Here is a 24,601-nt window from a genome sequence, read left to right as displayed (position 1 = left end):
AATTCGTCTCTTAACCGTAGGAACTACGGGGATAGCCTAATGAATTAGAAACCGTTAGGTTTCTGTACTTAGGAATCTCCCACTTCAAACAATCCGCGAGGATGTTAAGTGGTGAGTAGTTCAACCTTGTAACTCTTTATTAATTTCAAGTAGAGCTTTTGAGCTATTAGCAAAATTTAACCAATCATGCCTCACATTACTCTTATTATCAGTAACCCAAAGTTCAACAATATCCAGATGTGAAACATTTGTTGTTATCGGTTTCTTTACACCATTAATTTTAGCACCCGACATATGCTTAGCAATCTCAGGATTTAGTGCAAAAGCAAAGTCGATTACCGTAGCACCTTGTGGCAAGTGAATAGGATCTAATTTAGGTGTAAATACAACTATGGTGTCTTGAAATAATTCAAATGAAACTAAATCATAAAATTCGAGAGCGTCTTGAGTTACTAAATCATTAGTTATAATAAACTGGTCCATCAACTTATAAATGATGTCTTGCATCTCCTTATCAGTTATACTTTTTGTCAAAATATAGAAAACACCTTTATCTCTTATCTCTTGATTTAATTTTGTTTGAATACATATCACTACTTCATGGTTATTGACTTCCACCTTGGTCTTTAAGTATTTGTTTAATACATCGTTTTCAATTGCTATGTTATCTTCAAATTGATAGGGAATCGGTTTATATAGTTGATGTATGATTCCTAACATTTTATAACAATTTAAATTGTTTGAGGTTGTAATGATTATTTTTGATATTGCTGCTATGTCTTGAATGTCTTGGAGACGAGAATAAGCTGTATAAATAGGATTCACTTCGTAACCCACTTCAAACATTAAAGATGGCTCTAGGAAGCTATTTATGTCTTGAATAATGGTTTGAGACATATCCTCTAATAGCCGAACATAATTCTGTAAGAGTATTTTCATACCCTTATATTTAGAATGATTGAGATGAAAAAAACTTAAATCTTCTAACTCGTGTTGAATGTTTAATAACCCTAACCTTTTACATATAGGAGAGAAAATTTTGAGTGTTTCATTTGCATAAGGAACTTGTTTTTTTACAGCTTTTACCTGTAAAGTTCTCATGTTATGGAGACGATCTATCACTTTTATAATAGCTACTCGTATATCTGCTTGTGTAGCTAACAATAACTTCTTTAAATTTATTGCTTCATACTCTTCTTTACTGGGAATTTGTTTCTTATCAACTTTAGTTAATCCTTCGACAATATCGGCCACTTTTTCGCCAAACGTACCACGTATATCCTCAATTGTGTAATCTGTATCTTCCACCACATCATGTAGTAATGCTGCGACTAAAGTTATGATATCGGCTTTACAATCTAGCAGAATCTCTGTAACTGCAAATGGGTGAGTAATATAAGGCTCACCTGAAACTCGAAATTGTCCTTCATGAGCTTTCTCGGAGACGTATATAGCTTTATGTAATTGTTCTAGTTCTGATTTATGTAGATAGGATGCTTTTTTCAATAATTCTTTTTTCATATTTTCACCTTCATCATGTTAATTTTTCATATGAATTCTAATAATATTATAATTCGTTTTTTAAAAGTGAAATACCTGTCTAAGTGATAAGAGAATAAAAGGACAGGTTATAATCTATAGTCAAAAATCACGAAATACTCCTTATCTAGAAACAGTTGAGACTTTATTTTATTTAAGTATTTATACAAAAATGAATACAGCGTCGATTTATGAACTTTATTCTCCCTGAATTCTCTTTTTTCTATATAAATTGGCTATTTAGTCTAACACTTTATTTTATTAAAAATTTTCTTTGTGAAACAATAACTATCCCCCAGTCTAAATCTTTATTTTTTTAAATGAACCAAACAAGAGTAAAGAAATCCCATTAGACAAACGAGGTTCAGTCTAAAACATTATTTAAATTGAACACCTGCAAATCAATTTGTTCTTTTTTGAGCATATGCATGGCTTCAACACCACTCAATATAGAAGCTGATGTTTTGTACGATTTAAATCCCAACATAGAGCGTATACGTTTTTTAATAAAACGAGGCTCTTGTTCTACTATGTTATTTAAATATTTTATCCTTCGGATTTCGGTGTCTATTGGTATCCTTTTTCCTTCCTTCAACTGTTCGATAGCAATTGGATAAGCAGGATTCTTATCGACTGTTATAACACGAGGCTTTGAAACATGAAAAGACTGCAAAGCTTTCTTGAAAAAGTGCTTTGCAGCCTTATGATCTCTAGATTTACTCAAATAAAAGTCAATCGTGTTTCCTTCAGAATCAACTGCACGATATAAATACATCCATTGTCCTTTTACTTATATATGTTTCGTCCACTCTCCATGAGTTATTCGTTTGTTTGAGATGACGCCGAATTCGTTTATCAAACTCTGGCCCATATCGATATACCCATCGTATAATAGTTGTATGAACCAGGAATAACCCTCGTTGCTCCACCATTTCCACCAAATCACGAAAGCTTAAGTTGTACCGTAGGTACCAACGTACAGTTAACAAGATGATGTCTGGTTGATAATGTTTCCACTTAAATAAATTCTCCTTTTCCACACTGATTACGCACCTTTTATAGAGTAGTACTATTAGTATGTCCAAGATTTAGAGATTACTTGCAATTTTCCTAGAGTTTTTGCACTAGAACCCTTTTTCACGTATTTTCAAGAAAAAAATGATATGCCACAATTTAAATCTAAAAAGAATAAATTTGTGTTTTCAATGGATTGGTGCCTCTAATCAACAATTCACTAAAATATTCAATGGTGCGAGACACCAAAAGCTTTTATTTACATAATTACCTTAAACATCATATAGAACCAAGTTTATCTTATCTAGACTATAATAGCTTAGTCCCTCACAACAAGAGAGGGTAGCATTTACATTTCTCTTATTTATTTTACCACTTGAACAGATACTGGTTTCCAACCCTGATTCTCTATCCAATCAATATCAACCTTATATTTTTTATTACTTTGCTTATCTCGCACATTACCGTAGGCTTTATTATTACCATTATTCCCAATAAAATCAAAAATCAATTGACTCTCTGGAACATCAACAGCATATGAAATTGCTTTTTTCATCTCATTCCAATCTACTGTTCCTTCTTTAAATTTCATTGCAGGTTTTGCTCCTTGCTCTGTACCAATTGGCTTCCAAGAAGGATTAGTTTGAGAACCCTTTTCTTGAGATATCGTTTTTTCTCCCTCTTTATTTTCATTTTCGTTCGTTTTTACAGGTTCTTCTACTTTTTCTTTCTCTTCTAAATGTGCTGTTTCTTTATCTTCGTTTTTCTTTTCTTCTATCTTTGCTGCTTCTTTATCTTCGTTTTTCTTTTCTTCTATCTTTGCCGCTTCTTTATCTTCGTTTTTCTTTTCTTCTATCTTTGCCGCTTCTTTATCTTCGTCTTTCTTTTCTTCTACCTTTGCCGCCTTTTTATCTTCGTTCTTCTTCTCTTCTATCTTTGTTGCTTTCTTTTCTTGAGCAATTGCTTTCTTTGATGTATCAGAAGTGAAAAACAACTGATATGTCACTATGCCAACTGTTACTAATACCACACTAAATGCGATATTAAATATCCCCTTATTACGACGATTTTGTTGTTTTGCTTGAAACCTGCTTCCTTGTCCCATTTTTCAAACCTCCGTGTTTATTTTCGCCACTAATCTTTACGTATTGTTCCTAATAATCTTAATATTTTTATTAAATAATAAAAATGAACTACACTTCCCATACAGAATTCCATATAAAAATAAGAAAATTTATGCTTTTTCAAGTATCTGACATATGTTATTCAAAAATAGTTTAATAAATTAAAGATTGATAAGTTTCTGTACTTAAGTATACTTTTTAACAATTAAGCCTCTTCTTCACCGATTTATAATTTTTAAAATCAAATGCCCTCTTTAGTTTGCGCTTTCCAATGGATATGCCGTAAAATCAAAAGAAATTTTACCTCTTTTACCTTCTTTTCAGAATAGCCTTCGCCACTAGGGAATTCTATTATTCCTAATCTAACCTTTAATTCGCTTTCATGACAAAACGAATCTTTATGAAGTCCCCTTATCTTTTGTATAAAGCGCCTTTATTTTTTTCTATATAGAGCATTATTTCTTTTTTTATAACCTTCTTAAAAGCTTCTTCTCTACTGTAAAAGTCATTTAAACTATACAATCCATACCATTTAATATGTAATGTCTCTATTAATTCCACCTCGTTTTCCAGACAATACTATTATTTCCGAATATTTTATTTATTATGAATACACATTCCCGCTTACTTGAATTAAAAATTGCGCTTTTCTATAATACATTTTATCGTTAATAACTTCAATAATGAATATGTAGCATTGAATGGATGCAAAAAAACATAGAAATTTAATCTTTCTACGTTTTTCCTAACTTCAGATTATATTACTATTTAAAAATATTCCTTCCATTTCACTTTGTCATCGAACTCAAAACCATTTTTTGACAGATCTTTTTTTATGAACCAATATCACAACAGTACCACATTTACCTTAATTTGTTGATTAAACTAATTTTCTCTGATAGCTAAATAAGAAAAAAACGAAGTCACAGACAGATTTCAATTCATCATAAAAAAACTGTACGACTTTATTTCAAAACTACACTTATGATTATTTGGTTGAGTGATCGATACGTCAATATATCTTAAAAAGGAGCTCTCTTGATAAAGAGAGCTCCTTTTCTTATTTCTTCTTCTTTTCTGTCGGTTGGCTTTGTTTAGCGAAATTAGACGAATCATCGAAATTCGGTTGTTTTTTACCAGCATTATTACTTCTACCTTTTCCCATATGTAATGCACCTCCCCTCATCCTTACTATTCCCAATAAAAAAATCCTCTTGCATCCAAGATAATTTTTTATTAGGCTCTTATTAATAATGTCCAAGTGGTGTATACTTATCTAAAAATCTAAGGAGTCATATATATGGCTAAAACAAAAGAAATGGCTGAGGTTTTTAGGATAGGATTACAAATTGGTTTATTTTCAAAAACTGATGTAATTAATTGGGCTGATCAAACTATTGAAACACTAGATAGTCCTGCTAATGAAATTATTGACGTTTCTTTATCCAGTAATGATAAATTGGTCGATATTGCATCTAAATTAAAAAACATAAAGGGAAGATATGATGAAGAATTACCAGTGAAAATCATACTGGGACTTTTATGTGAGAAATTTATTATTACTGGAGAAAATGCATTGAAAATAAAACCATTTATATTTAAATTAGTACATAATAATTGCTGTGAAGGATTCAATAATGTAGATGAACAGCTGTATAATTTTAATGAGGAAATAAATTTAGCCGCAGATAATATATATGGGAATCTAGAGGATATTAGTCAAGAAATAAAAGGGTTTTTATCTGTTTATAAAGATTTTATCATGTATTTTCATTTACCTTATGGTGGGCTGGATGATGGATAAAAACAGGTTGTTTTCCTTTATAGGGTAGAACAAAGAAAGAGTGGAAAAGCAATACACAAACATGCAAATCACATGGAGTAAACTGATAGATAAAACTAAAAATTCTGAAAATTTATTCGCTAAGGGTTTTTCGTTTACTCTTTCTTTGTTGTTATGAGTTTAACATTAAAAATAATATAAATCAACAAGAAAATACAAAATTCCGATAAGTTCGACATTCCCTTCATAAATTAACATAACACCACTTATCGGTAGTATCTAAAAAAGCTAACTCCTTATCTTGTTTGAATAAGAAGTTAGCTTTTTCATTTTTGGGATATCTCATTTCCCTTAGCTTAATGACGATATAACGATACCCCATATAATAGAGATATAAAATTACTCATCTTCTACCATTGAATCTATAAATGTTTTAAGAGAGTTAGTTAAATAAAAAACATATTCTTCTGGATCTTCACCAAATTCCTATTCATGACTCCAATAGTAAATCGATCCTTCTTCTCCTTCTTTTAAGCTAAAACAATAGAGATCGCCCCCAGTTTCATCTGCAAAAGGAATCAACCAATTTGGAAGCACCTTACCTACTCGTAGGGTATCAAGGCAATATTCTAAATTTTTTCCGCTTTTCTCATCGTATTTAATAGGGATAAATTGAGTCACTATGTATTCTTCTCCATCTTCATCTACAAATACGTAGCGTTCAGGTTCTCCGCCGTTATATGTTAAATAATGTTCTTTAAAATCTTCAGGAAATATAAAATTATATTTTGTTTCAACCGTATTAATATCTTGAATCATTATTTCTTTTTCTGTATTTACGAATTTATTTTTATAGGAAACACTCATTTTTTTCTCCTCCTATTTGAGGTACAGACCCATACCCAACAACTTAAGAAATTGGTTGCTCCCCAAAACGCAAAAAATGCACTAAATTCTCCTAAATAACTGTTGTATTGATATAAATTTTCGTTTTGGGGATACTTCAAAATATTAGCTTAATAGACATGGGACGACACCCTAATATGCTTGGATTAAAACCATTGCAAACAGCTAAAAAGGTGATTGCAAGAATAGAAGTTATGCATATAATCAAAAAAGGACAAACTCTCCAAGATGAAAAGTTTGTCCAAAACCATGATCTCTTTGGTTCAACAATATAAAATTCAGTTCCGCTATGAATCTTTCGTTCTTTTTTCATATCTCACTATTTTTGCATCAGAACTAACAATAGTGAATTAGAATAATGACTTAATACTTGCTAGGACAGTAAGGATACCTATAATAATGACAAATACATTGCTCATTTTCCCTCTATATTTAGCTAGTACAGGCACTTTACGAATTGCATACATTGGTAATAAACATAAGATAGCAGCAACTAACGGTCCACTAAGGGCATCAATGATTCCAAGAATACTTGGATTTGCATAAGCAACATACCAGCATGTTAATACGACAAAAGTAAGGATCATTGTCTTAACTGTTTTTTCTCCTATATCTTTCCCGCGTGTTTTACCGGACTTAATAATCATGTCACGCATTACTTCATATGCTCCTATATAATGGCCAAGGAAAGACTTTGTAATAGCCACAAAAGCAATGATAGGAGCTGCAATCGTGATTACAGGCGAATTAAGCTCATTAGCAAGATATGATAGGATTGACAAATTCTGTTCTTTTGCCATCATAAGATCATTTGGAGTCAAACTCAAGGTACTGCTCCAAACAAAGAACATAACAACAGCGAATGTCATGATATAGCAAACTTTTTGTATTTGAGCACACTTGGCATCAGTAGCTTCTATTCCATACGTAGCTCTCTGTTTCATAACGAATGACGAAATCATAGGAGAATGATTAAACGAGAACACTATAATTGGTAGTATCATCCATATCGTTCCCAAATATCCTGTTCCTGTTGAAGCAGTAGAAACACTTGAAAAACTAAGCATTGACGTATTCCACTGTGGAATTAAAGATATTGAGATAAAAAGTAGAGAAGCTATGAAAGGATATACTAGCATGCTCATTATCTTTACAGTGATATCTTGACCAAAATTTAGTATAGCGATAAGACCGAGTACTAATACAAGCGATAAAATGGCCCTTGGAGGCTCCTGCATGTGCAATTGATGCACGATAAAACTACTTGCAGTATTTGTAAGTGCAACAGAATACATTAGCACGATTGTATAAATTGAGACAAAATATACTATGTTAAAAATGATACTTGCCTTATTTCCAAAATACTCTCTTATTGTACCTGTAATCCCCTCATCAGCAGAATTGGAAGCATATATCATTTTAGCAAGTGCCCTATGTGAGTAATACATAACTGGATATGCAAGTAATGTAATTAGTAGTAATGATAATACCCCCCCTGAACCTGCATTAATCGGTAAAAAGAGTACTCCTGCTCCAATGGCTGTTCCAAAAAGGCTCAATGCCCAGGTAGTATCCTGTTTATGCCACTTTGTAGGATCTGGATATTTCTCATTTTTTACTGCAGTATTTTCAGCCTGAAATTCTATTTTTTTTGCAGTATTCCCATTCATATAATAATTCCTCCTTGTGTCCTATTCTTCCGTCTCTTTTTAAGGCTTAGGAATATAGACCGTTCTTGAAAAATGAATTGCTTACAAAGTGCGCCACATCGTGTGTCCTTCTTCTAAGTTGATCAAAATCGAAAAATTCGCTAGTCATCAACCTGATGGGTTTGTTAGCTCTTACAAAACACTTTAATTATATAGTAGTATATTTTAGTGATAATGGCTCTCAATATACAGACATCCTTAGGAGAACAATAGAGAAAATAATTGTTAACTATTTCACAATATTTCCGATAACTGTTTATTAATTTGATTGTTTCTCCCCAAAGATTTTATTTTTAATGGCAATCCCTGTAGGTGTGGCCGCAATTCCGCCTAAACCTGTCTCTCTTAATTCGCGAGGCATCTGTCTTCCAACTCTATACATCGCTTCAATAACTTCGTCTGCATTGATGATATTGTTTACGCCGGCTAATGCGATGTCGGCTGCTGCCAAAGCATTTGCCGTTCCAATGGCGTTTCTCTTTACACAAGGAATTTCTACCAAACCAGCGACCGGATCACAAACTAGACCGAGTAAATTTTGTAATGCGGTTGAGAAAGCTTCAGAAGATTGCTGTGGCGTTCCTCCGGCAGCTTCTACCGCTGCTGCAGCCGCCATTGCTGAGGCACTGCCTACTTCAGCTTGACATCCTCCGTACGCTCCTGAAATACAAGCGTTATTTGCGACTATCGTTCCAAATAACGCTGAAGTGAATAGAAAATGGATCATATCTTCATGAGTTAACTGCAACGTATCTTTAATACTATATAGGACTCCCGGGATCGTCCCACTCGCACCTGCTGTTGGGGTTGCACAAATAGCCCCTAATGCAGCATTTACTTCATTAACACCGATAGCACTTTGAATCCCTAACACCATCAAATCTCCAGAAAGAGTTTTCCTATTTTCTCGATAGTTTTTAATTTTAACAGCATCACCTCCGGTTAAACCGGTCGGAGAAAATACCCCGTCGCCCTCGATACTTTTATTTATGGCATTTTCCATAGTCGCTAAATTTCTTTCCATTTTACTCCAAGCTTCTTCATAAGAAGTTTTAGTTTGTTCGATTTCCTGTTCGATTGCTAATTCATAAATTGGCTTTTGGCTTTTATTAGCTGTATCCACAATTTCTTTTATGGTCATATACATATTTTTTCACCCCTTAAAGTAACTACAGAATAATGATATTAGCTATATTGCTTAAATTTCCTAATTCCTTCTGAACATAACCAGGCAATAGCGAATCCAAAGCGAATGCATATAAATATTTTCTGTTTTCTTCTAAACTATGAAAGTTGTTAATTTCCACATCATATTGTTTAAAGATCCTGCGTAAGACAAATTCAAAGTCAGCTCTTTCGGAAATCGCAATAATAACTGGCAATGGCCCCTGCAGATCTAAGCTAAATCCGTCAATTTCAACATGTTTGACTTCAATTAATCCACCGCCGACCGAAATACCCATCGTTCTAATACTTCGGCTTTCATCCTCTAAATATACATCTGCCGTATTTGGATGACCAGCAGGACTATCACCCGCTTTTTCAATAAAGGTAATGTCAATTCCTTTAGATTCTGCTATTTTAATAGCATCTGGCACTTTGCTGTCATCAGCAGCAAATCCTAATATCCCAGCAATAATTGCAAAATCAGTTCCGTGTCCTTTATGGGTTTCAGCAAATGATTCATAATACCTTACCACGACTTTTTTTGGAAGACCTTGAAATAATTTATTGGCAACTGTTCCAATAGCCAAAGCACCTGCAGTATGTGAACTTGAAGGACCTATCATTACAGGCCCAATCACATCAAAACAACTTTTGTATTTAACAACCTTTTTTTCTTTAATAGATGCTACATTCATGTTCATATAAGCACCCCCATAATTTATTATTTTTAATTGCAGTTGAATCTAAGTTATTAGACTGACTCATTCAAAATAAGATCTAGTTGATAACGGTTTCATTTTTATGTTGAATAAATTTCCCTTCTGATCACACACCTTTTGTAAAGTAATCGTATCAGTATGTCCAATTTTAGAAAGTTACTTGCAAGGTCTTTAGAATTTTTGCACCAGAACTAGGTTTGATATTTTCTCTGGAGGTAATAGATTATCTCTCGACGCCCTCATTATAACTTGTATATTTATGATTGTAATATTTTTTTATTTTTAGAAAGATTGAATAAACAGAATCTTGAATGGATAATAAATTACACTTGGCATGTCGCAATTTTGTCCATTGTTTGAAGCTGTATTAGTTAGTAGAAAAGCAAAAATAACACAGAGTTCCTTTTATTAACACCTTGATTATATTGAAAAATCATTATAAAGATACTTATACTTTCCTTTGTTGAAACATCTTATTTTAGACGTGAAAGCTGTTACAATAAATGATTAATGTAGATGGAAAGGAATAAATTAATGAAATATAAAATCCTTTTCGGATATTCACGATATATTTTGCATTTATATACATTTTCAGAAAAAAGGAACTTCTTTTTATAAATTTTGGACATAGTGATATTATTACTTTACAAAAGGTGTGTGATTAGTAAACTGACTTTCTTCAACTATCTTTTTAGCTCTTTCTTAAGCTGTAGCAAAATTAAATTGCTCAGTTAAAATATAAGAGCCCGTATTTGTTACTTATACATAGATAGGTATGGAAATTTGTTCTCTTTCTATTATGAGTTTTGAATTTCTTGAGCAAATAGTTTTAATTCATCAGATACAGAAATATACATACAAAAACGCCATCCTTTCCTATGATTCTACAGAAATAATAGTGTATTTTTTCATTTATCTGGTTCTCTCCATGGAAAATTGAAGTTCCATGATATTGTTCAGATATTTTATTTGTCTCACTCGGGTGCCTTCCGGCATCTTTTTTTCCTTTTTCAACTGTTGAATCGATACTGGATAGGCTGGATTTTTTCAAGAAGCGCTTAGCTGCTTTGACATCTCTCGTTTTACTAAATAAAAAGTCAATAGTATTCCCATCTGAATCGACTGCATGATACAAATACATCCATTGTCCTTTTACTTTGATGTACGTTTCGTTCACTCTTCATGATTCATTCGTTTGTTTGAGGTAACGTCGAATTCACTTATCCAACTCAAGACCATATTGATGTACCCAACGCATAATGGTTGTGTGTGCTATGGATAAGCCTCGTTCCTCCATCATTTCCACTAAATCACGGAAACTTAGATTGTACCGTAGGTACCATCTCGTGGTTAATAGAATAATATCTGGTTGATAATGTTTCCACTTGAATAGATTTTGCTTTTCCACACTAATCACATCCTTTCTAGAGTACTAGTATCAGTATGTTCAAGTTTTATAGATTTCTTGCACCAGAACCGTATTACTTTCACTCTCCTCCTACACTTATTTTCACACCATTTAGTTAGCCTAAAGTCTTTTAATACCTCTATTTTAGAATCACTTGCACATGAGGCAAGAATGATTTAACGTAAAAGAAAGTGTCAAGCACGGGTTATCATTTCTGTATGTGTCTTTTAAAAATTGGTAGAAAAGCATATTGGTATAACTCAAGAATATCAAAATTCACTTCAACATACCTCTAAAAAAATATATATTGAAATCCTATTTGAATATGTCAAATAGGAAAGCTTATATTCTATAGTTAACAAAAATAAACCAGATGCTAAAAAGCATCTGGTTTATTTTTGTTAACTTAATGGCTATGCCCCTTAAGGGGTATTTTTATGCTGCGGGTTCTGTTAGAGCTGGTTGAACAGGAGTTAATTTCCCGCCATCCATTTCACCATTCATCATGATTTGATTCATAAATTCACCAATCATTTTTTGCAACTCATCCATTGGAACAATGTTCTTTTCAGAAGTATCGAATGTGAATTTGATTGGTTTATCGATAGATTTGATATCAGAATGAATATTCATATCAAATTTAAATGTTTCTTTTTCATCTTTAGGATTTTTTGCTTCGAAATGAATTGCTGCATCCTGTTTTTTAATTATTTTTCCATCCATTGTATAAATTAAAGAAACAGAAGATTTACCAAGGTTTGCACCTTCCAATTCTTTCTTAAAGTCTGCAATTTCTTGTTTTGTTCCAGTAAAGTTTTTCATTGTAGACATTTCATCAAATACCTTTTCAATCACTGCTTTTAAATCTTTACCTGTTAATTTCACAGTATATACATCTTTTTCTTTTGTAAAGTTGTCTTCAGGAAGCGCTTTGATTGCATCTAATAACGATTTCTGTACTTTCTCTTGGATTTCCATAGATTCTTTTGTATCTACTTCTCCTAAATCTTTCATATCCATTTTGATAACTTTTCCTTCTAGAGTAGAAAAACTATCACCAGGAATGCCAGCTAATTGTAATAGTGATTTTACATTATTCGCTTTTACATATAAAGCCTTTTTCCCTTCATCCATAAGCATTGGAATCGATATATCCATTTTCATTGCATCTGTTTTAATATTTGCACCAATTGTTATTTCATCTTTTTTTGCATCTTTATCTGTTTTTGAATCAACTGTAATTGATATGTTTTTTAACATATCAATTGCCGCTTTATCCTCTGGCTTCATATCTTTCGCATTAGAATCGAGTTTAATAGAAATTGAACCGCTTGATTCCATTTGTTTTGCATTTAAAATGCTTTCTGTTGAAGAAACAACTGTTTCTTTTGCAGATTTTCCACACGCAGATAAAGCGAAAAGACTTAAACTTGCTACAACCAATAATCCCTTTTTACCAAACTTCATAAAACCACCCCTTCAATACATTAACATTTCCCTTCCATACATTAACATATCTCTTCCATCTTAACAATCATATAGAAGAATTTAATGGTGTTTTTTTTGCACCACCTAACGAAAAAACACCTTACGCCTGCAATTCACTAAAGACAAAATCATATCATAATCGTTAATTTCTAGTTTCAAAACGGTGCAATTTTTTTATAAACAGTACGACTTAATTTCAAAGCTACATAAGGATTCTCAAAACTCACCATATATCTTATTCTTTTACATTAACACCCACTCTTATAGCCGTTTCCACTTGCTTATTAGTTACAACTAATTTTTGGAAGGGGTTATGTACGAGTATTGGTGTTAAGTCATATACTCCGGTTCCTTTTGTAATTGAAATCTTAGAATTAAGACTTACAATGGTTCGGGTGCAAATATATAATAAAGAACAAAAATAGCAATACATCCCTAACGGAATCTCACCTTATACTATAGGATCAAATACTTGATAAATGAATTTATTCTGATTTTTGACAGACTGGTTTTCTAAATTAATCTGTCTCTTTTTAATCATGTGCATAGCTTCAATCCCACTCAGTATAGAGATGGCTGTTTGATATGACTTAAACCCTAACATACAACGTACACGTTTCTTAATAAAACGATAATCCTGCTTCCACAATATTGTTCAGATATTTTATTTGTCTCACTCGGGTACCTTCCGGCATCTTTCTTTCGTTTTTCGACCGTTGAATCAATACTGGATAGGCTGGATTTTTATCTATTGTTATTAAACGAGGTCTGGTAACATGTGAAAAAGCCAAGTTTTTTTTCAAGAAGCGCTTGGCTACTTGGTATCTCTCGTTTTACTAAGTAAAAAGTCAATAGTATTCCAATCTTATGAAGACGGCTATATGCTTACTAACTACATGACCGTGACTGATATTGATCCATTGAATTGTTCTATTATATGTACAGATGCTTTTTATAACAGGATTACTCTTAAATTTATGGATGTTGTTGATGTAAAATAAAAATAGAGGGTCTACCATATTTGGGAAGATCCTCTTCTTATTTCACATATGCAGAGTCCTAATCTTTATCAAATGTCACTTGTTATTATATAGTCTTTAATAAGAATTCTGTAATCTCTTCATTTAGTTCATGATGAAAATATTCTCGATTAAAGCCAGGTGGATCTTGTGATGGAAGAAAAGATGCATTCATCATTTCTTTTGGAAATGGGCTAAGAAAAGAAAAATGGCCTGCATTCTCAACTATTCTATGTTGAATTTTAGTATTGTCAGTTATCCCATTAAATATAATTTCTGCATGAAAATAAGGTGTAAATTGATCTTTCTCCCCAACAAGCATTAAAACGGGGATATTTATGCCTTCCAAAGCCCCTTTTGTTTTAAACCAAACTGAAGCTGGCGCTAAAAGAACTAACGATTTCATTCCACCTGCTTCTATAGCTAATTGATTAAGTGTAGCGGGAGACATATATCGATATAACTCTTCGGCAAATAAAGACAGCTCTTGTTTTTGATGCATATTCATAAAAAGCACGTCACCCTTTCTCATTAACATAAGAGAATAGTAACGTGCTTTTAAGTTTAAGAATAGTCTAAATCCTTAAGTTGATGGATGTGGGGTGCCGCCACATGCCCATCAAGCTAACCAAGTAACTTACTAGATATGGAACGATTCTTGGTTCAAAACTAACAATTGATAGAAAAGTAGGCATACTAAAGAAGCCTATTAAAATCTGATTTTTTCGCTAGGCAGCTTGTCTAGGCTTCACCGTCGTTTTATACACAATCCCTAGAATATCAAAGACAGTCATTTTCTTATACCGATGACATTTACGACCGTTCTTTTTGAGCAGTAGATAAAGACGATGCAAAATTCTCAAAAGTTCTTCTGTGCCAATTGCTATCGCTTGAAATAGTAACGGAAAGTAATCTTTAATCATATAAATCGCTTTGTATTCACTCAGCTCCTGCTTTGTCTTTTCAAGCAGAAACTGTCGCATTTGAAACACCGTAGAAGAACAGAGGAGAATGCCGATTAGTTGTCCATATAAATGGCACTCTAGGCGTTCTCTTTTAATATTTTTACATTCATCAATTTCAAAAAATGACTTCCACGTTTTAAACAAAATTTCAATCTGCCAACGAAGTGAATACAGTGAGTGCACATAGTTCGTTGGTACTCCTGTTAGAGATGTGTTCGTGATATATACATTCATACCCATTAAACGTTTACTTTTATCCTTCATGACAATGCCTTTTTTCTTTTCACGTATCGCTTGGTTTTTCAGGCGTGTTTGCGTTTGATCATCGGTTAAACGATGGATAATGACACGTGCTGGAAGCTTCTGATTTTGGCCAATGTATGCCTCGGGGATTTCTATCGTTTCACCAGGGATTAGACCCGACATCATTTGTGTCATATCAAGCTGGATGTATTCTGTTTGCTTTTTTAACGTGCCGTTGTTGAAGTATTCTGGCTCAGTGTTTTTGATATAAATCCGTGTATTCAGCTTCAACCGCGAGATGTAGTAAGCTCCTTTATCATGAATAGTTTGTAAGTCTCCTAAATCGAAGTAACCAAGATCACATAAACACAAATCGCCCGCCTCTACGGTTTCAAGGCAGATGGTACCGTATGTTTTATCATTATTCTTTCCTGGTCCAAGCTGCACGTTAAGAAATTGACCACTAAGTAAATCATATTCCAATTGGATTTTCACGCCTGCCGTATTGCTACTTCCACCTGAACCTTGATAGTCAGTGGCGAAATGATTAAGCAGTTGAAACACTGTTGCATCTAAAATACGGATACGATTGAAAGTAGAGATCACGTGTGCAGAAAGTGAGTGATTTGAACAGGGTTTTTGTTTGAGAAGAGAAGTAAAGACTTCTCGAAGAAATGCGACAGCTGCTGGATTAAAGCGTTGATTCAGTCCTTCTGGACTCATGAGTGTAGCTGTATTTGCATAAAGCTGACTACATAATCGAGTGAGAGAATCACTTGCTACATGTTGATTGATCCAAATACATAAAGCAGCCAAATCTTGTGCCCCATATTTACTTTTACGTTTTACAAAACCTGTTTCCTGTGCAAGTTTTTGAAGGGTATCGGGAGATAAATGTCGCTGTAGTTCTTCAGCAAACAAATGAAATTCATCTTGAATTGAAAGAGTCATAAAAAAACGCCATCCTTTCTGTATATTTCTATAAAAAGAATAACGTTTTCTGTGAATTATGGTTATAAATTTATCTAAAGTGGATAGTGAACTAGCGGTACCCCATATATCCAAAAAAAATTCACATTATTTTCTCGCAGAAATAGGTGGCGTCATAAGTACTACGTCATTATCTTTTAACTGTACGTGAAAAATATATGCTGGTTGAGAAAAACCTTTTGTATCAGTGACGTGCTTTAAATTATACTCTGTAATAACTAATGTCTCGCCTTCAAAGTCTTCACCCGCTCCGAAAGGTCCCATAGGATAAATGTCTCCTTGTTTCAGTTTTTGAAATGCTTCTTTTGGAGAAATAATTTCGACGTCTCGTACTTTTTTACCTTTGGAATCGTAAATGGGCATTTTTTCACCTTCATTACTTAACTCTAGTGATGTTTTTATAGTGACGTGAGACATATCTGTTTTTCCATAAGAATCAAATGGCATATTACCAAATTCCTTCACTTGATATGCAATAATTATTCCAAGAGCAACGAAACTTACTGCAATGGGTAAGATTAAATATTTGATTATTTGTGTGTGTGGTACCTTTTTTAAAAAAATAAGAACTATATTTACGATACAATATCCTAGCATCATTCCTATGGTATTATGAAGTAAATCGTCTAGTTCTGCACTTCCACGAAGTGTTATAAATTGAAGAGTTTCAATAAATAAAGATGTTGTAATTGAACTGATTAACATCCATTTTGCTTTTAAAAAAACTTCACTAAATAAAGGTAATAAAATCCCTAATGGAAACAGCATACCTATATTAACAATGATATGAAAAAAAGAATTAAATGAAAATTGATTCCATGCTTGTTTATACTGGCTCAGTATATCGAAATCAATTGTTCTTGCAAAGATATTCTCAACTGGGCGACCAAATGTGGTAGCTAGTATTAAAAGGGAATAATATCCTATTATTAATATAACTAATATAACCTGCCGTTTAGTAAATTTCTTTTCTCGTTCATTAATAAAATTCATTTTGCACCTCTTTAGAATAAAGTATATTTTATCAGTTCTGTTGCAAGGTTTCTTAACAGATAAAAAGTTGAGTCAAATACAGTTAAATTTTATGCAACGGTTAGTAATTGTTGTACGTCGAAAAACAGGAGTCTGGCTTCAGACTTCTGTTTTGTTTGTATAAGGCATGAAGGGTTTCGATGCCTTTCAAGGTACGGGAAGCATGGCGAAATTTTGTCTAGTTCGTTGATAAATCTTTCATAGCCTGGGATTACTTTTCTAACAACTGGGTCCATATTTACAACTTGGGATTCTTATATTTACTAAAAAAATAAGATTCCGCCAAGTATTACACTCTTTTTTGAAACTTTGTTGTTGTTTGTTTCGCCCAATTAATACACTTCTTTTCAATTAAATGATACGATACTATAGAACAAAGTATTGTCATAGTTATACATAAGATAAGAAGGAAAAAGATAGGTATCTTTGAATACAAAAGTTTAAATAGTACCATCATGATCGGAAAATGACACAAATAGATACTATATGAAATTTCTCCTAAGTATACAAATACATTCTTATTTAAAAATGCTTTTACTTTTAAGTTACTCATGGCCATTATAATAAATATACTAACACCAATTACGACACCCCAATCTTTTAATAAGAAAGTAGTACCATTACGGGAAAACCCATAAATTAAAATGGAATATAAATATAAAATAATCCCTAATGCAATAAGAAATCCTTTTTTAAATTTTTTCATATTCTTATATAAGTAGATAAGCTTTTCCTGATGCTTAAAAAGTAACATTCCAACCATAAACATAGATGTGAAGTGCAGCGTATCGGCATGACCATTATAAAACCCCTCAGCTTTCCCAATATGCAACATATTAAGGAAAATACTAATTAAAGAAAAGCTCAAAGCAAATAGTATCGTTTTCTTCCAACTCATTTTATAAAAAAGAAGGAATAACAAAGGGAACACAATAGATATACGCATTTCTTGAGCCAATGACCAGATAACTGGATTATAATTTTCCGTAAAAAAGTTATTAAGAAGTACAAAGTGATTGATAATATCTAATTTTGTTATAGACCCTTGCCACCTATCATAGAACCAATCCCGTAGTCCTATCACTTCATACGGCGAAAACAAAATAAATAAAGCAAAGGTAATGATTATCCAGCAATAATAAGGGATATAGATTCGTACAAATCGCTTAATTAAATATCCCCAATAATTTGTTTTTGAGTGATAAAGTGCCATAGATAACACAAAACCACTGAGTACATAAAAAACGATTACAGCTTCCCCACCAGCCCATAAGAAACGAAGCGGGGAAAATTTAACAGAATTAGGCAACGATGGTAACATTAAACAAAAATGTCCAATTAACACTGTAATAGCCGCTAATCCTCGTATGGAATCTAATTCTTTTATTCTCTTACTCATAAACTCTTCTCCTTGTAAATTATAAATTTTACTGTTAATTTAGGCCACTATACTAGTGTAGTGGGAGAATTGTACATATATACGTATAGGATAGAAGGAACTATTAAAATAAAAAGTAGGGTAAACTTTAAATTTTTATTAAATTTTTGAACTCTTTTCTTTTGGTAACCTAACTTCAAATATTGTTCTTATCACATTACTTTTAGCAGAAATCACCCCATTATACTGTTCGACTATATTTTTAGGATTACACTTAATAGACAATCTAAGTAATAAATTTGTTCCACATTTACAAAAAAATCAAACCAGTGTGTCCCGATTGAATATCGAAACACACTGGTAACTTAGTCTTTTTCTTATTGTCTATTTAATGGGGGTAAGACCCCATCACAATCAAGCTAATATTTTGAAGTGTCCTCACAACGAAGGGTTTATTATTTTATAGTTATTTATGAGAATGAAACTCATTTTTTTCGTTTTGGGGAGCAACCAATTTCTTAAGTTGATGGGCATGGGGTACCGCCAGCATTTTTGAAAAAAACCACGCTAAGCAAAAAATATAATAAGCTGCCCATATGGACAGCTCATTTACATAATTATCGAAAGCGAAAGTTAAAAGTTTTTAGCTTCTTGCTCACTTAAAGCACCCGTTACTTTAAGTGTATTTCTTCACAATCTTATTTTTAAAATTAGAAAAAGATTTTACTCTTTTTTAAAAATAAAACCAGTAGTTAATCAACGAGAGTTCAATCTCAATATTTTCTTGATTTAATGATAATAGAAGATGGTCTCCGTTTTTCATTTATTAATTCTGGCATTTTTTCTAATCCTGTTGGAGTTGACTCTGGCTCAATAATTTTCTCAATTACAAGACCATTGTCTATAAGAGTATTAATTAATGTTGAAATTGTTCTGTGATATTTAACAACACCATCTATCCACCAATATTCCTCCCTTTTTCCTTCTTCTTGGTAATTATCTAATGCCCAATGCAATCTGTTTCCATTATTATCCTTAAACCAATTATTCATTTCCTTTCGAGCTGTTACTATTGGATGTTCTGTTGAAAAGATAAATTCACCATCATTTTTTAACAGACCTCTTATTTTCTTAATTAGATGTGAGTAATCTTCTATGTAATGTATAACTAAAGAACTTGTTATTAAGTCGAATTTTTGATTTGGCAAATTAAGTTCTTCTATTGGTACACACATATAATCTATTTTTTCGTTTTTGTTATACATTTCAGCTTGTTCAATCATATTTCTTGAGATGTCCACTCCTATAACTTTCGAGGCACCATTTTCTACACAGTACATAGAAAAATGACCAGTTCCACATCCCAAATCTAATACAGACTTATCTGTAAGATTAGCAATTATAGATTTAATTGCTGGCTGTTCAACAAAATCATTAAAGGTAAATCCAGTTTCACGTAATGACTTATACTGTTTAAAGAAAAACGGATTATCATAAATGTTTTGTTTCATTATATACCTCCTATAATACAATCTATATTTTTTATATTCTAGGTGGCATCCAAAAATTACTATATTAACCAAAATACACTTCAACTAACCTGCCATTTAGTTGAATAAGGAACAGTGTATATCCTATACATGTTAGGTTGACAAAACGTCTCATTATCAGCAGTAACCAGATCCTAGAAAGCCATTCATACCAATGTTTTGTCAGCCTTCCGTTGTATGCAAGATTTCATACAGCCCTGTCACAACAGCATCTGGCAGTTCAAACCGTTCTCGTAGCCTGCATGAAATCCTGTATATCCTTAGCGTATAAAATCCACGTTTTGTTGGCGGGACCTCAAAAAGAAGCGCGAAACGCACTTCTTTTCTTTATAATCACTACACATCACATTATTAATATGATTACGGACAAGCCTTCTTGTTACTAAATAATGTTTCTTCAATTCTTGTTATCTAACCCACTCATTTTTCATTACTTTAAAATACAGCTTTTCAAATTCCCTAAAATACTTACTGTAAATGCCTAATGTTTCAAGATATGTATTAATAACTTCGCTTAAATCAAAATGAACACCTTCTTTAGCTAAGTCATAGCCATCATCCAGACTATATAAATCAAAATATTTAGCTTCCCAATACAATCCCCTGTTGACTAAAAGTCTAGTGGTACATTTAATTGATTCTTCAATCGTCAGTTCTTGTTTTTTTAGCTTTTTATGAATGACGGAAAGAGTTAATTTAACAGTGTATTCTTCATCAACTGTGCTACTAAACTCAAATAACTTCCCTTCAATATCATCTATCTTTGCTTTAGACATTAAGGATATCTCAATTATTTCATATGGCGGACTGTCACTTGCTTCAATCAATTTATCACACCATTGAATTACTTCGGTTTTACTCCACAACCCACAGCAAATCCCTAAGCCATAAATACGAGTTAATTTTCGAATTAGATCCAAATTTTCTCACCTACAATTTTTCATATACATTTTTGTTTAATTTTTAATAGATTATTATTCATTCATCAATTTATATATAATAAAGAACAAAGCACCCATTATGGGCGCTTAACTTTCCTGTCGTCAAAAACAAAGGCAACATCATCTTCTTCATTAGTACTTTCAATAACAACGTCATTCCTACTTTTTATTAAACGGCCCGGCTTTTGTTTTCTTAGATGACCAAAATTTCTAGTGATTAAAATAACGGATGCTTTTCTTTAAGAAGAGTTTTAAAGTCTTTCATTATAATATAATGGTACTTTAAATACATTTTCACTTTAATTGGATATGTACAATCACATAAAATTATGTATTATTCAGTCTAAAAAAGTCTTTTCATGACGATTCATGTAGATTAAACTTTAAATATAATGGTTTTATGTTTTTGCTTCACCCTCTTCATAGGAGAAATGAAGGGTTGTTGTCATTTTCGTAATAGTAAGCACTTACAAAATCTCCAATCGTTTCGATATGTAATATTTCATAAAACATTGTTGGTTTATTTTTTAAAATATTCAGGGGAAATAGACGAAATGCAACAGAAAAATTTATCAGACAGGGAGAAAATGATCGTATGTATCCAAAATTTATTGATAAAATAGCGTTTTCGAAAGCGCATAAAGAGTTATTAATTAAACTGTATAATAAAGAAATTTCAAGAAGCGAGTATAATCAATTGGTAGATGCTTTTTATCGTCCACAACAAAAATAAATATGAAGTACGTGTTTACTGTTTTATGTCTTTTATAATAACAAAGTTCGTTTATATCATTTTTGGGCAAGCTCTTTTGCTAGGTTGATGGGCATATGGCGGTATTCCTACTTCAATATGTTATCTCAAACTTTTTGACACATTGTTTTTCATAGAAATCACACCATTTCAAAAGGTGTACCCTTTGATACGAAAATAATTTACATAAAATCATTGTAATTTTATGTAAATTATTTAAAATAGAACATTTATATATTAATGATAATCAATTAATTTTAAAGGATCCACAATGGTAATATTCAGTCCTTGTACAATTGGATTATGGAGTAATGAAGTGAAAATAATGAATGGCACAGCAAAAATATATAACTATGTATTATTTATATTTATCTTACCAGCAATAATTTATTCTTTATAAGCTTCTTATCAACAAGGAAAAAACACTAGCTTAATGACAGTGTTTTTTCCTTTATAATCTACCGGGCAATATATTTTATTTAACCCAAAAAGAGGATATTATGATTTTAAAAAATAGAATAGGTACAATTATATCGATTTTAATACCGGTTTTATTGATTTTGTCCATTGTTAATGTTGCATACAAAATTATTTTAACTGGATTTTTTGGAGTCTCTATACTTTTACCAGTATTTCTTTGTCCAATTGGATTTATCCTAGCTATTTTTTCTTATCGAGTAGATAAAAATATTGGAGCGAAAATCGGGATAATATTAAATGCGGTAGTATTTTTGATTCCTTTTATTTGGATGATCGGAAGTATTATGTAGTTGAAATGTAATCCAGACATACCTCCTATATCACTAAATCTATGAAGAAATAAAAAAGGTGGTTCTAAGATGCAATATTACATATAGAAATGTATAGATATTAATACAAGCGCTTACTACAATTAAAAACATAAAGCTGCATCACATCTTAACACATAAGTAGAGGAGGAAATAACATGGAAATGGAAATCGCAATTTTGAAATTTGTAAGTGGAGTTCTACCATTCGTAGCAGAACTTTTAAAAGCAGGAATGTAAGTTCATTATTACGCAATTATTAGGAATAACTTTTCATACAAATGATCTGTATATCAAAGATGAATTGATGTGCAGATCATTTGTGTGAGCAAACTTTAAACAAGAAAAAGAATTCCAGAATCTTAAGGAATTCTTTTTTTATGCGTAATTATAAATTTAATACTTTTTACAAATGATCTTAATTTTATTAACTAAACAACAAAAACATACTACATATGCCTTATTGTTTAGTTCAATATTGTTTGAACAGTAAGTAACCTTTCTCTTAACTATTTTAAAAAAATAGCATGACTTAATCATTTTCATTAAGAGGTACCGCCACATATCAATCAACTTAAGATATTTCTTTATATAAAGGTAACGTTTTTTAAGTAGTTTTTCATTACCTTTTACGGATATTTTAAATTAAATTCCACAGATGTAGATAATGTTATTTTTTCTAAAAAATGTTATCATTCTATTTGTCATAAAAAACTCACATTTAATGTGATTAAAAAATTGAGGGGTTGGACTAACATGATCAGTGACTTAAAAAAAGCTGCCTTATCTTCAATAAGGGGCCATTGGGGATTAGGAGTAGGAGTAACGCTTCTTTATTATGGAATTCCTGCAATTGGTATGTTTATGATTGGAGGTTTAATATTTATGCTGTTTAGCTTAATTATTGGAATGATAGATCCCGATAGTTTTGTAGAGTACTCGGTAACAGGAGAAGCAATAGCTGACTCATCAGCCGTCTTTTTTCTAGGACTTGCTACAGTAATTATGTGGGCTATTATATTTATTATTTATATTGCTACACAAGGCATTATGGGTTACGGCTATAATAATTTCACTTTGCGTTTAGCAAAAAAAGAATCTACTACAATTAGTGATTTATTTGAAGGATTTAAGAAAAATAATTTATTTAGATCTTTGAAGTTAGGTATCTTGCAGACTATACTTATCCTTTTGTGGAGTTTATTATTAATTGTTCCAGGTATTATAAAATTTTTCTCTTATTCTATGGCGTACTATATTTTAATAGAAAATCCAGAATATACAGCAAGTGAAGCGATTAAAAAAAGTAAAGAAATGATGCAAGGACATAAATTAGATTTATTCATAACATGGTTGAGTTTTATCGGATGGTTTATTTTAGGTTCTTTGGTAGGAATATTTACACTAAATATCCCATACCTTTGGATTAATCCATATTACACTACAACAATATCGCACTTCTACTTAAATTTATCTAAAAGGGAAAATAATATGGAAGAACTAAGAGTTAACTAGAAGCATCTGTTAGTTTGAATTAATTTAGAATTAATAATAGCTTACATATCTTCTCTAATGGAGTAGCACCACATATCCATCAACTTAAGCATTTTGGTTATTCTTAAAGTTAAAGGCAAGTTAATGTTCTCTTATATTAATAAGAATATTAACTTGCTTTTTAGATTTCAGTATAAATTATTTATGGTTTTATTGTATTGTTAGCTTTATAATATCCAAATTTATCACCTGCTTTTATAATTCAAGCACCTAATATTAGGAAAAAAGAATATTTTATACATTGGTTTTATTCTAGAAATTCATTTAAATTATTCATGATGAATAATCCTTTTAATATTTTGCAATTAATTCACAGCATAAATAAAACATGAATTTTGCCCATGTTCTAAACCAAATGTATGTTGGAGGAGGCTAATTTGATTTTTTCAAAACTCATTGATCGATACGCTTTGTATGATTTGCATAAAAAAAGAAGTGTAGAGTTTTGCAGTGACCCCTGTCAAGTAGACAGTATTTAAAAAGCGCAACTAAGCAACCTGAGTTCTATATTTATATGGACTCAGGTTATTTAAT

16 protein-coding genes and 9 pseudogenes are annotated in these 24,601 nt (G+C 31.8%); 7 read left to right on the top strand and 18 right to left on the bottom strand.

Going from position 1 to position 24,601, the window contains the following annotated elements:
* Nucleotides 1-120: 120 nt before the first annotated feature.
* Nucleotides 121-1,521, bottom strand: a complete 1,401-nt coding sequence (locus tag MR065_RS24960; RefSeq protein WP_242215423.1) for an HD domain-containing protein — start codon at nucleotides 1,519-1,521, stop codon at nucleotides 121-123.
* Nucleotides 1,522-1,903: 382 nt separating this feature from the next.
* A pseudogene (locus MR065_RS24955) lies at nucleotides 1,904-2,579 on the bottom strand (IS6 family transposase).
* A gap of 121 nt (nucleotides 2,580-2,700) precedes the next feature.
* On the opposite strand from MR065_RS24955, the pseudogene MR065_RS27935 reads away from it, so the two are divergent.
* Nucleotides 2,701-2,796 (top strand): annotated as a pseudogene (locus MR065_RS27935) (WXG100 family type VII secretion target); the annotation flags it as partial.
* 121 nt (nucleotides 2,797-2,917) lie between these two features.
* Here the strand turns inward: MR065_RS27935 and MR065_RS24950 are convergent.
* Together MR065_RS24950 and MR065_RS24945 are read right to left on the bottom strand one after the other, a co-directional pair.
* Nucleotides 2,918-3,658 (bottom strand): YrrS family protein, encoded by a 741-nt coding sequence (locus MR065_RS24950; protein ID WP_242215422.1) that lies wholly within the window; start codon nucleotides 3,656-3,658, stop codon nucleotides 2,918-2,920.
* A 237-nt stretch (nucleotides 3,659-3,895) separates the two neighbouring features.
* Nucleotides 3,896-4,238 (bottom strand): annotated as a pseudogene (locus MR065_RS24945) (sodium:proton symporter).
* A gap of 739 nt (nucleotides 4,239-4,977) precedes the next feature.
* Between MR065_RS24945 and MR065_RS24940 the strand changes: the two are divergent.
* The gene (locus MR065_RS24940) at nucleotides 4,978-5,481 is read left to right on the top strand and encodes a hypothetical protein (RefSeq protein WP_242215421.1); all 504 of its coding nucleotides are present in this window, start codon (nucleotides 4,978-4,980) and stop codon (nucleotides 5,479-5,481) included.
* A 465-nt stretch (nucleotides 5,482-5,946) separates the two neighbouring features.
* Here the strand turns inward: MR065_RS24940 and MR065_RS24935 are convergent, their stop codons facing one another.
* Nucleotides 5,947-6,327 carry an SMI1/KNR4 family protein gene (locus tag MR065_RS24935; RefSeq protein ID WP_242215420.1) on the bottom strand — a complete coding sequence of 127 codons (381 nt, stop codon included), beginning with the start codon at nucleotides 6,325-6,327 and terminating at the stop codon, nucleotides 5,947-5,949.
* Between the two features lie 173 nt (nucleotides 6,328-6,500).
* Here MR065_RS24935 and MR065_RS24930 point away from each other — a divergent pair.
* Nucleotides 6,501-6,641: pseudogene (locus tag MR065_RS24930) on the top strand (IS6 family transposase); the annotation flags it as partial.
* Between the two features lie 75 nt (nucleotides 6,642-6,716).
* Here the strand turns inward: MR065_RS24930 and MR065_RS24925 are convergent.
* The 6 genes and pseudogenes from MR065_RS24925 to MR065_RS24900 all read right to left on the bottom strand — a co-directional run.
* Nucleotides 6,717-8,036 (bottom strand): aromatic amino acid transport family protein, encoded by a 1,320-nt coding sequence (locus MR065_RS24925; protein WP_131232749.1) that lies wholly within the window; start codon nucleotides 8,034-8,036, stop codon nucleotides 6,717-6,719.
* A 298-nt stretch (nucleotides 8,037-8,334) separates the two neighbouring features.
* On the bottom strand, nucleotides 8,335-9,222 hold the full coding sequence (gene sdaAA / locus MR065_RS24920; protein ID WP_097904889.1) for an L-serine ammonia-lyase, iron-sulfur-dependent, subunit alpha: 888 nt from the start codon (nucleotides 9,220-9,222) through the stop codon (nucleotides 8,335-8,337).
* A gap of 22 nt (nucleotides 9,223-9,244) precedes the next feature.
* Nucleotides 9,245-9,943, bottom strand: coding sequence for an L-serine ammonia-lyase, iron-sulfur-dependent subunit beta (gene sdaAB, locus MR065_RS24915; RefSeq protein WP_002120784.1), 699 nt, complete (start codon nucleotides 9,941-9,943; stop codon nucleotides 9,245-9,247).
* A gap of 960 nt (nucleotides 9,944-10,903) precedes the next feature.
* Nucleotides 10,904-11,369: pseudogene (locus MR065_RS24910) on the bottom strand (IS6 family transposase); the annotation flags it as partial.
* A gap of 435 nt (nucleotides 11,370-11,804) precedes the next feature.
* Nucleotides 11,805-12,836: a hypothetical protein gene (locus tag MR065_RS24905; protein WP_242215419.1), complete on the bottom strand. Its 1,032-nt coding sequence runs from the start codon at nucleotides 12,834-12,836 to the stop codon at nucleotides 11,805-11,807.
* A 472-nt stretch (nucleotides 12,837-13,308) separates the two neighbouring features.
* A pseudogene (locus tag MR065_RS24900) lies at nucleotides 13,309-13,716 on the bottom strand (DDE-type integrase/transposase/recombinase); the annotation flags it as partial.
* 4 nt (nucleotides 13,717-13,720) lie between these two features.
* On the opposite strand from MR065_RS24900, the pseudogene MR065_RS24895 reads away from it, so the two are divergent.
* A pseudogene (locus MR065_RS24895) lies at nucleotides 13,721-13,858 on the top strand (YolD-like family protein); the annotation flags it as partial.
* An 85-nt stretch (nucleotides 13,859-13,943) separates the two neighbouring features.
* Here MR065_RS24895 and MR065_RS24890 read toward each other — a convergent pair.
* The 7 genes and pseudogenes from MR065_RS24890 to MR065_RS24860 form a co-directional block, all read right to left on the bottom strand.
* Nucleotides 13,944-14,282: pseudogene (locus tag MR065_RS24890) on the bottom strand (alpha/beta hydrolase family protein); the annotation flags it as partial.
* Nucleotides 14,283-14,604: 322 nt separating this feature from the next.
* Complete coding sequence (locus MR065_RS24885) at nucleotides 14,605-16,035, bottom strand: IS4 family transposase (protein ID WP_242215418.1); 1,431 nt, start codon at nucleotides 16,033-16,035, stop codon at nucleotides 14,605-14,607.
* 126 nt (nucleotides 16,036-16,161) lie between these two features.
* The gene (locus tag MR065_RS24880; protein WP_242215417.1) at nucleotides 16,162-17,067 is read right to left on the bottom strand and encodes a VanZ family protein; all 906 of its coding nucleotides are present in this window, start codon (nucleotides 17,065-17,067) and stop codon (nucleotides 16,162-16,164) included.
* Nucleotides 17,068-17,167: 100 nt separating this feature from the next.
* Nucleotides 17,168-17,275, bottom strand: a pseudogene (locus MR065_RS24875) (IS6 family transposase); the annotation flags it as partial.
* A gap of 120 nt (nucleotides 17,276-17,395) precedes the next feature.
* On the bottom strand, nucleotides 17,396-18,505 hold the full coding sequence (locus MR065_RS24870; protein WP_242215416.1) for an acyltransferase family protein: 1,110 nt from the start codon (nucleotides 18,503-18,505) through the stop codon (nucleotides 17,396-17,398).
* Nucleotides 18,506-19,257: 752 nt separating this feature from the next.
* A complete protein-coding gene (locus tag MR065_RS24865) occupies nucleotides 19,258-19,995 on the bottom strand; it encodes a class I SAM-dependent methyltransferase (protein ID WP_242215415.1) in 738 nt (245 codons plus the stop codon).
* A 446-nt stretch (nucleotides 19,996-20,441) separates the two neighbouring features.
* Nucleotides 20,442-20,954 (bottom strand): protein kinase, encoded by a 513-nt coding sequence (locus tag MR065_RS24860; protein ID WP_242215414.1) that lies wholly within the window; start codon nucleotides 20,952-20,954, stop codon nucleotides 20,442-20,444.
* Nucleotides 20,955-21,570: 616 nt separating this feature from the next.
* Between MR065_RS24860 and MR065_RS24855 the strand changes: the two genes are divergently transcribed.
* The 3 genes from MR065_RS24855 to MR065_RS24845 all read left to right on the top strand — a co-directional run bounded on the left by MR065_RS24855 (nucleotide 21,571) and on the right by MR065_RS24845 (nucleotide 24,028).
* Nucleotides 21,571-21,708, top strand: coding sequence for a hypothetical protein (locus MR065_RS24855; RefSeq protein ID WP_000283272.1), 138 nt, complete (start codon nucleotides 21,571-21,573; stop codon nucleotides 21,706-21,708).
* 518 nt (nucleotides 21,709-22,226) lie between these two features.
* Complete coding sequence (locus MR065_RS24850) at nucleotides 22,227-22,496, top strand: hypothetical protein (RefSeq protein WP_242215413.1); 270 nt, start codon at nucleotides 22,227-22,229, stop codon at nucleotides 22,494-22,496.
* A 773-nt stretch (nucleotides 22,497-23,269) separates the two neighbouring features.
* Complete coding sequence (locus MR065_RS24845) at nucleotides 23,270-24,028, top strand: DUF975 family protein (protein WP_242215412.1); 759 nt, start codon at nucleotides 23,270-23,272, stop codon at nucleotides 24,026-24,028.
* The last annotated feature ends 573 nt before the right edge of the window (nucleotides 24,029-24,601 follow it).

The organism is Bacillus cereus group sp. BfR-BA-01383 (assembly GCF_022663495.1).
In the GTDB taxonomy this organism is placed as follows: Bacteria; Bacillota; Bacilli; order Bacillales; family Bacillaceae_G; genus Bacillus_A; species Bacillus_A cereus_AU.
This window is presented reverse-complemented; position numbering and strand designations above follow the sequence as displayed.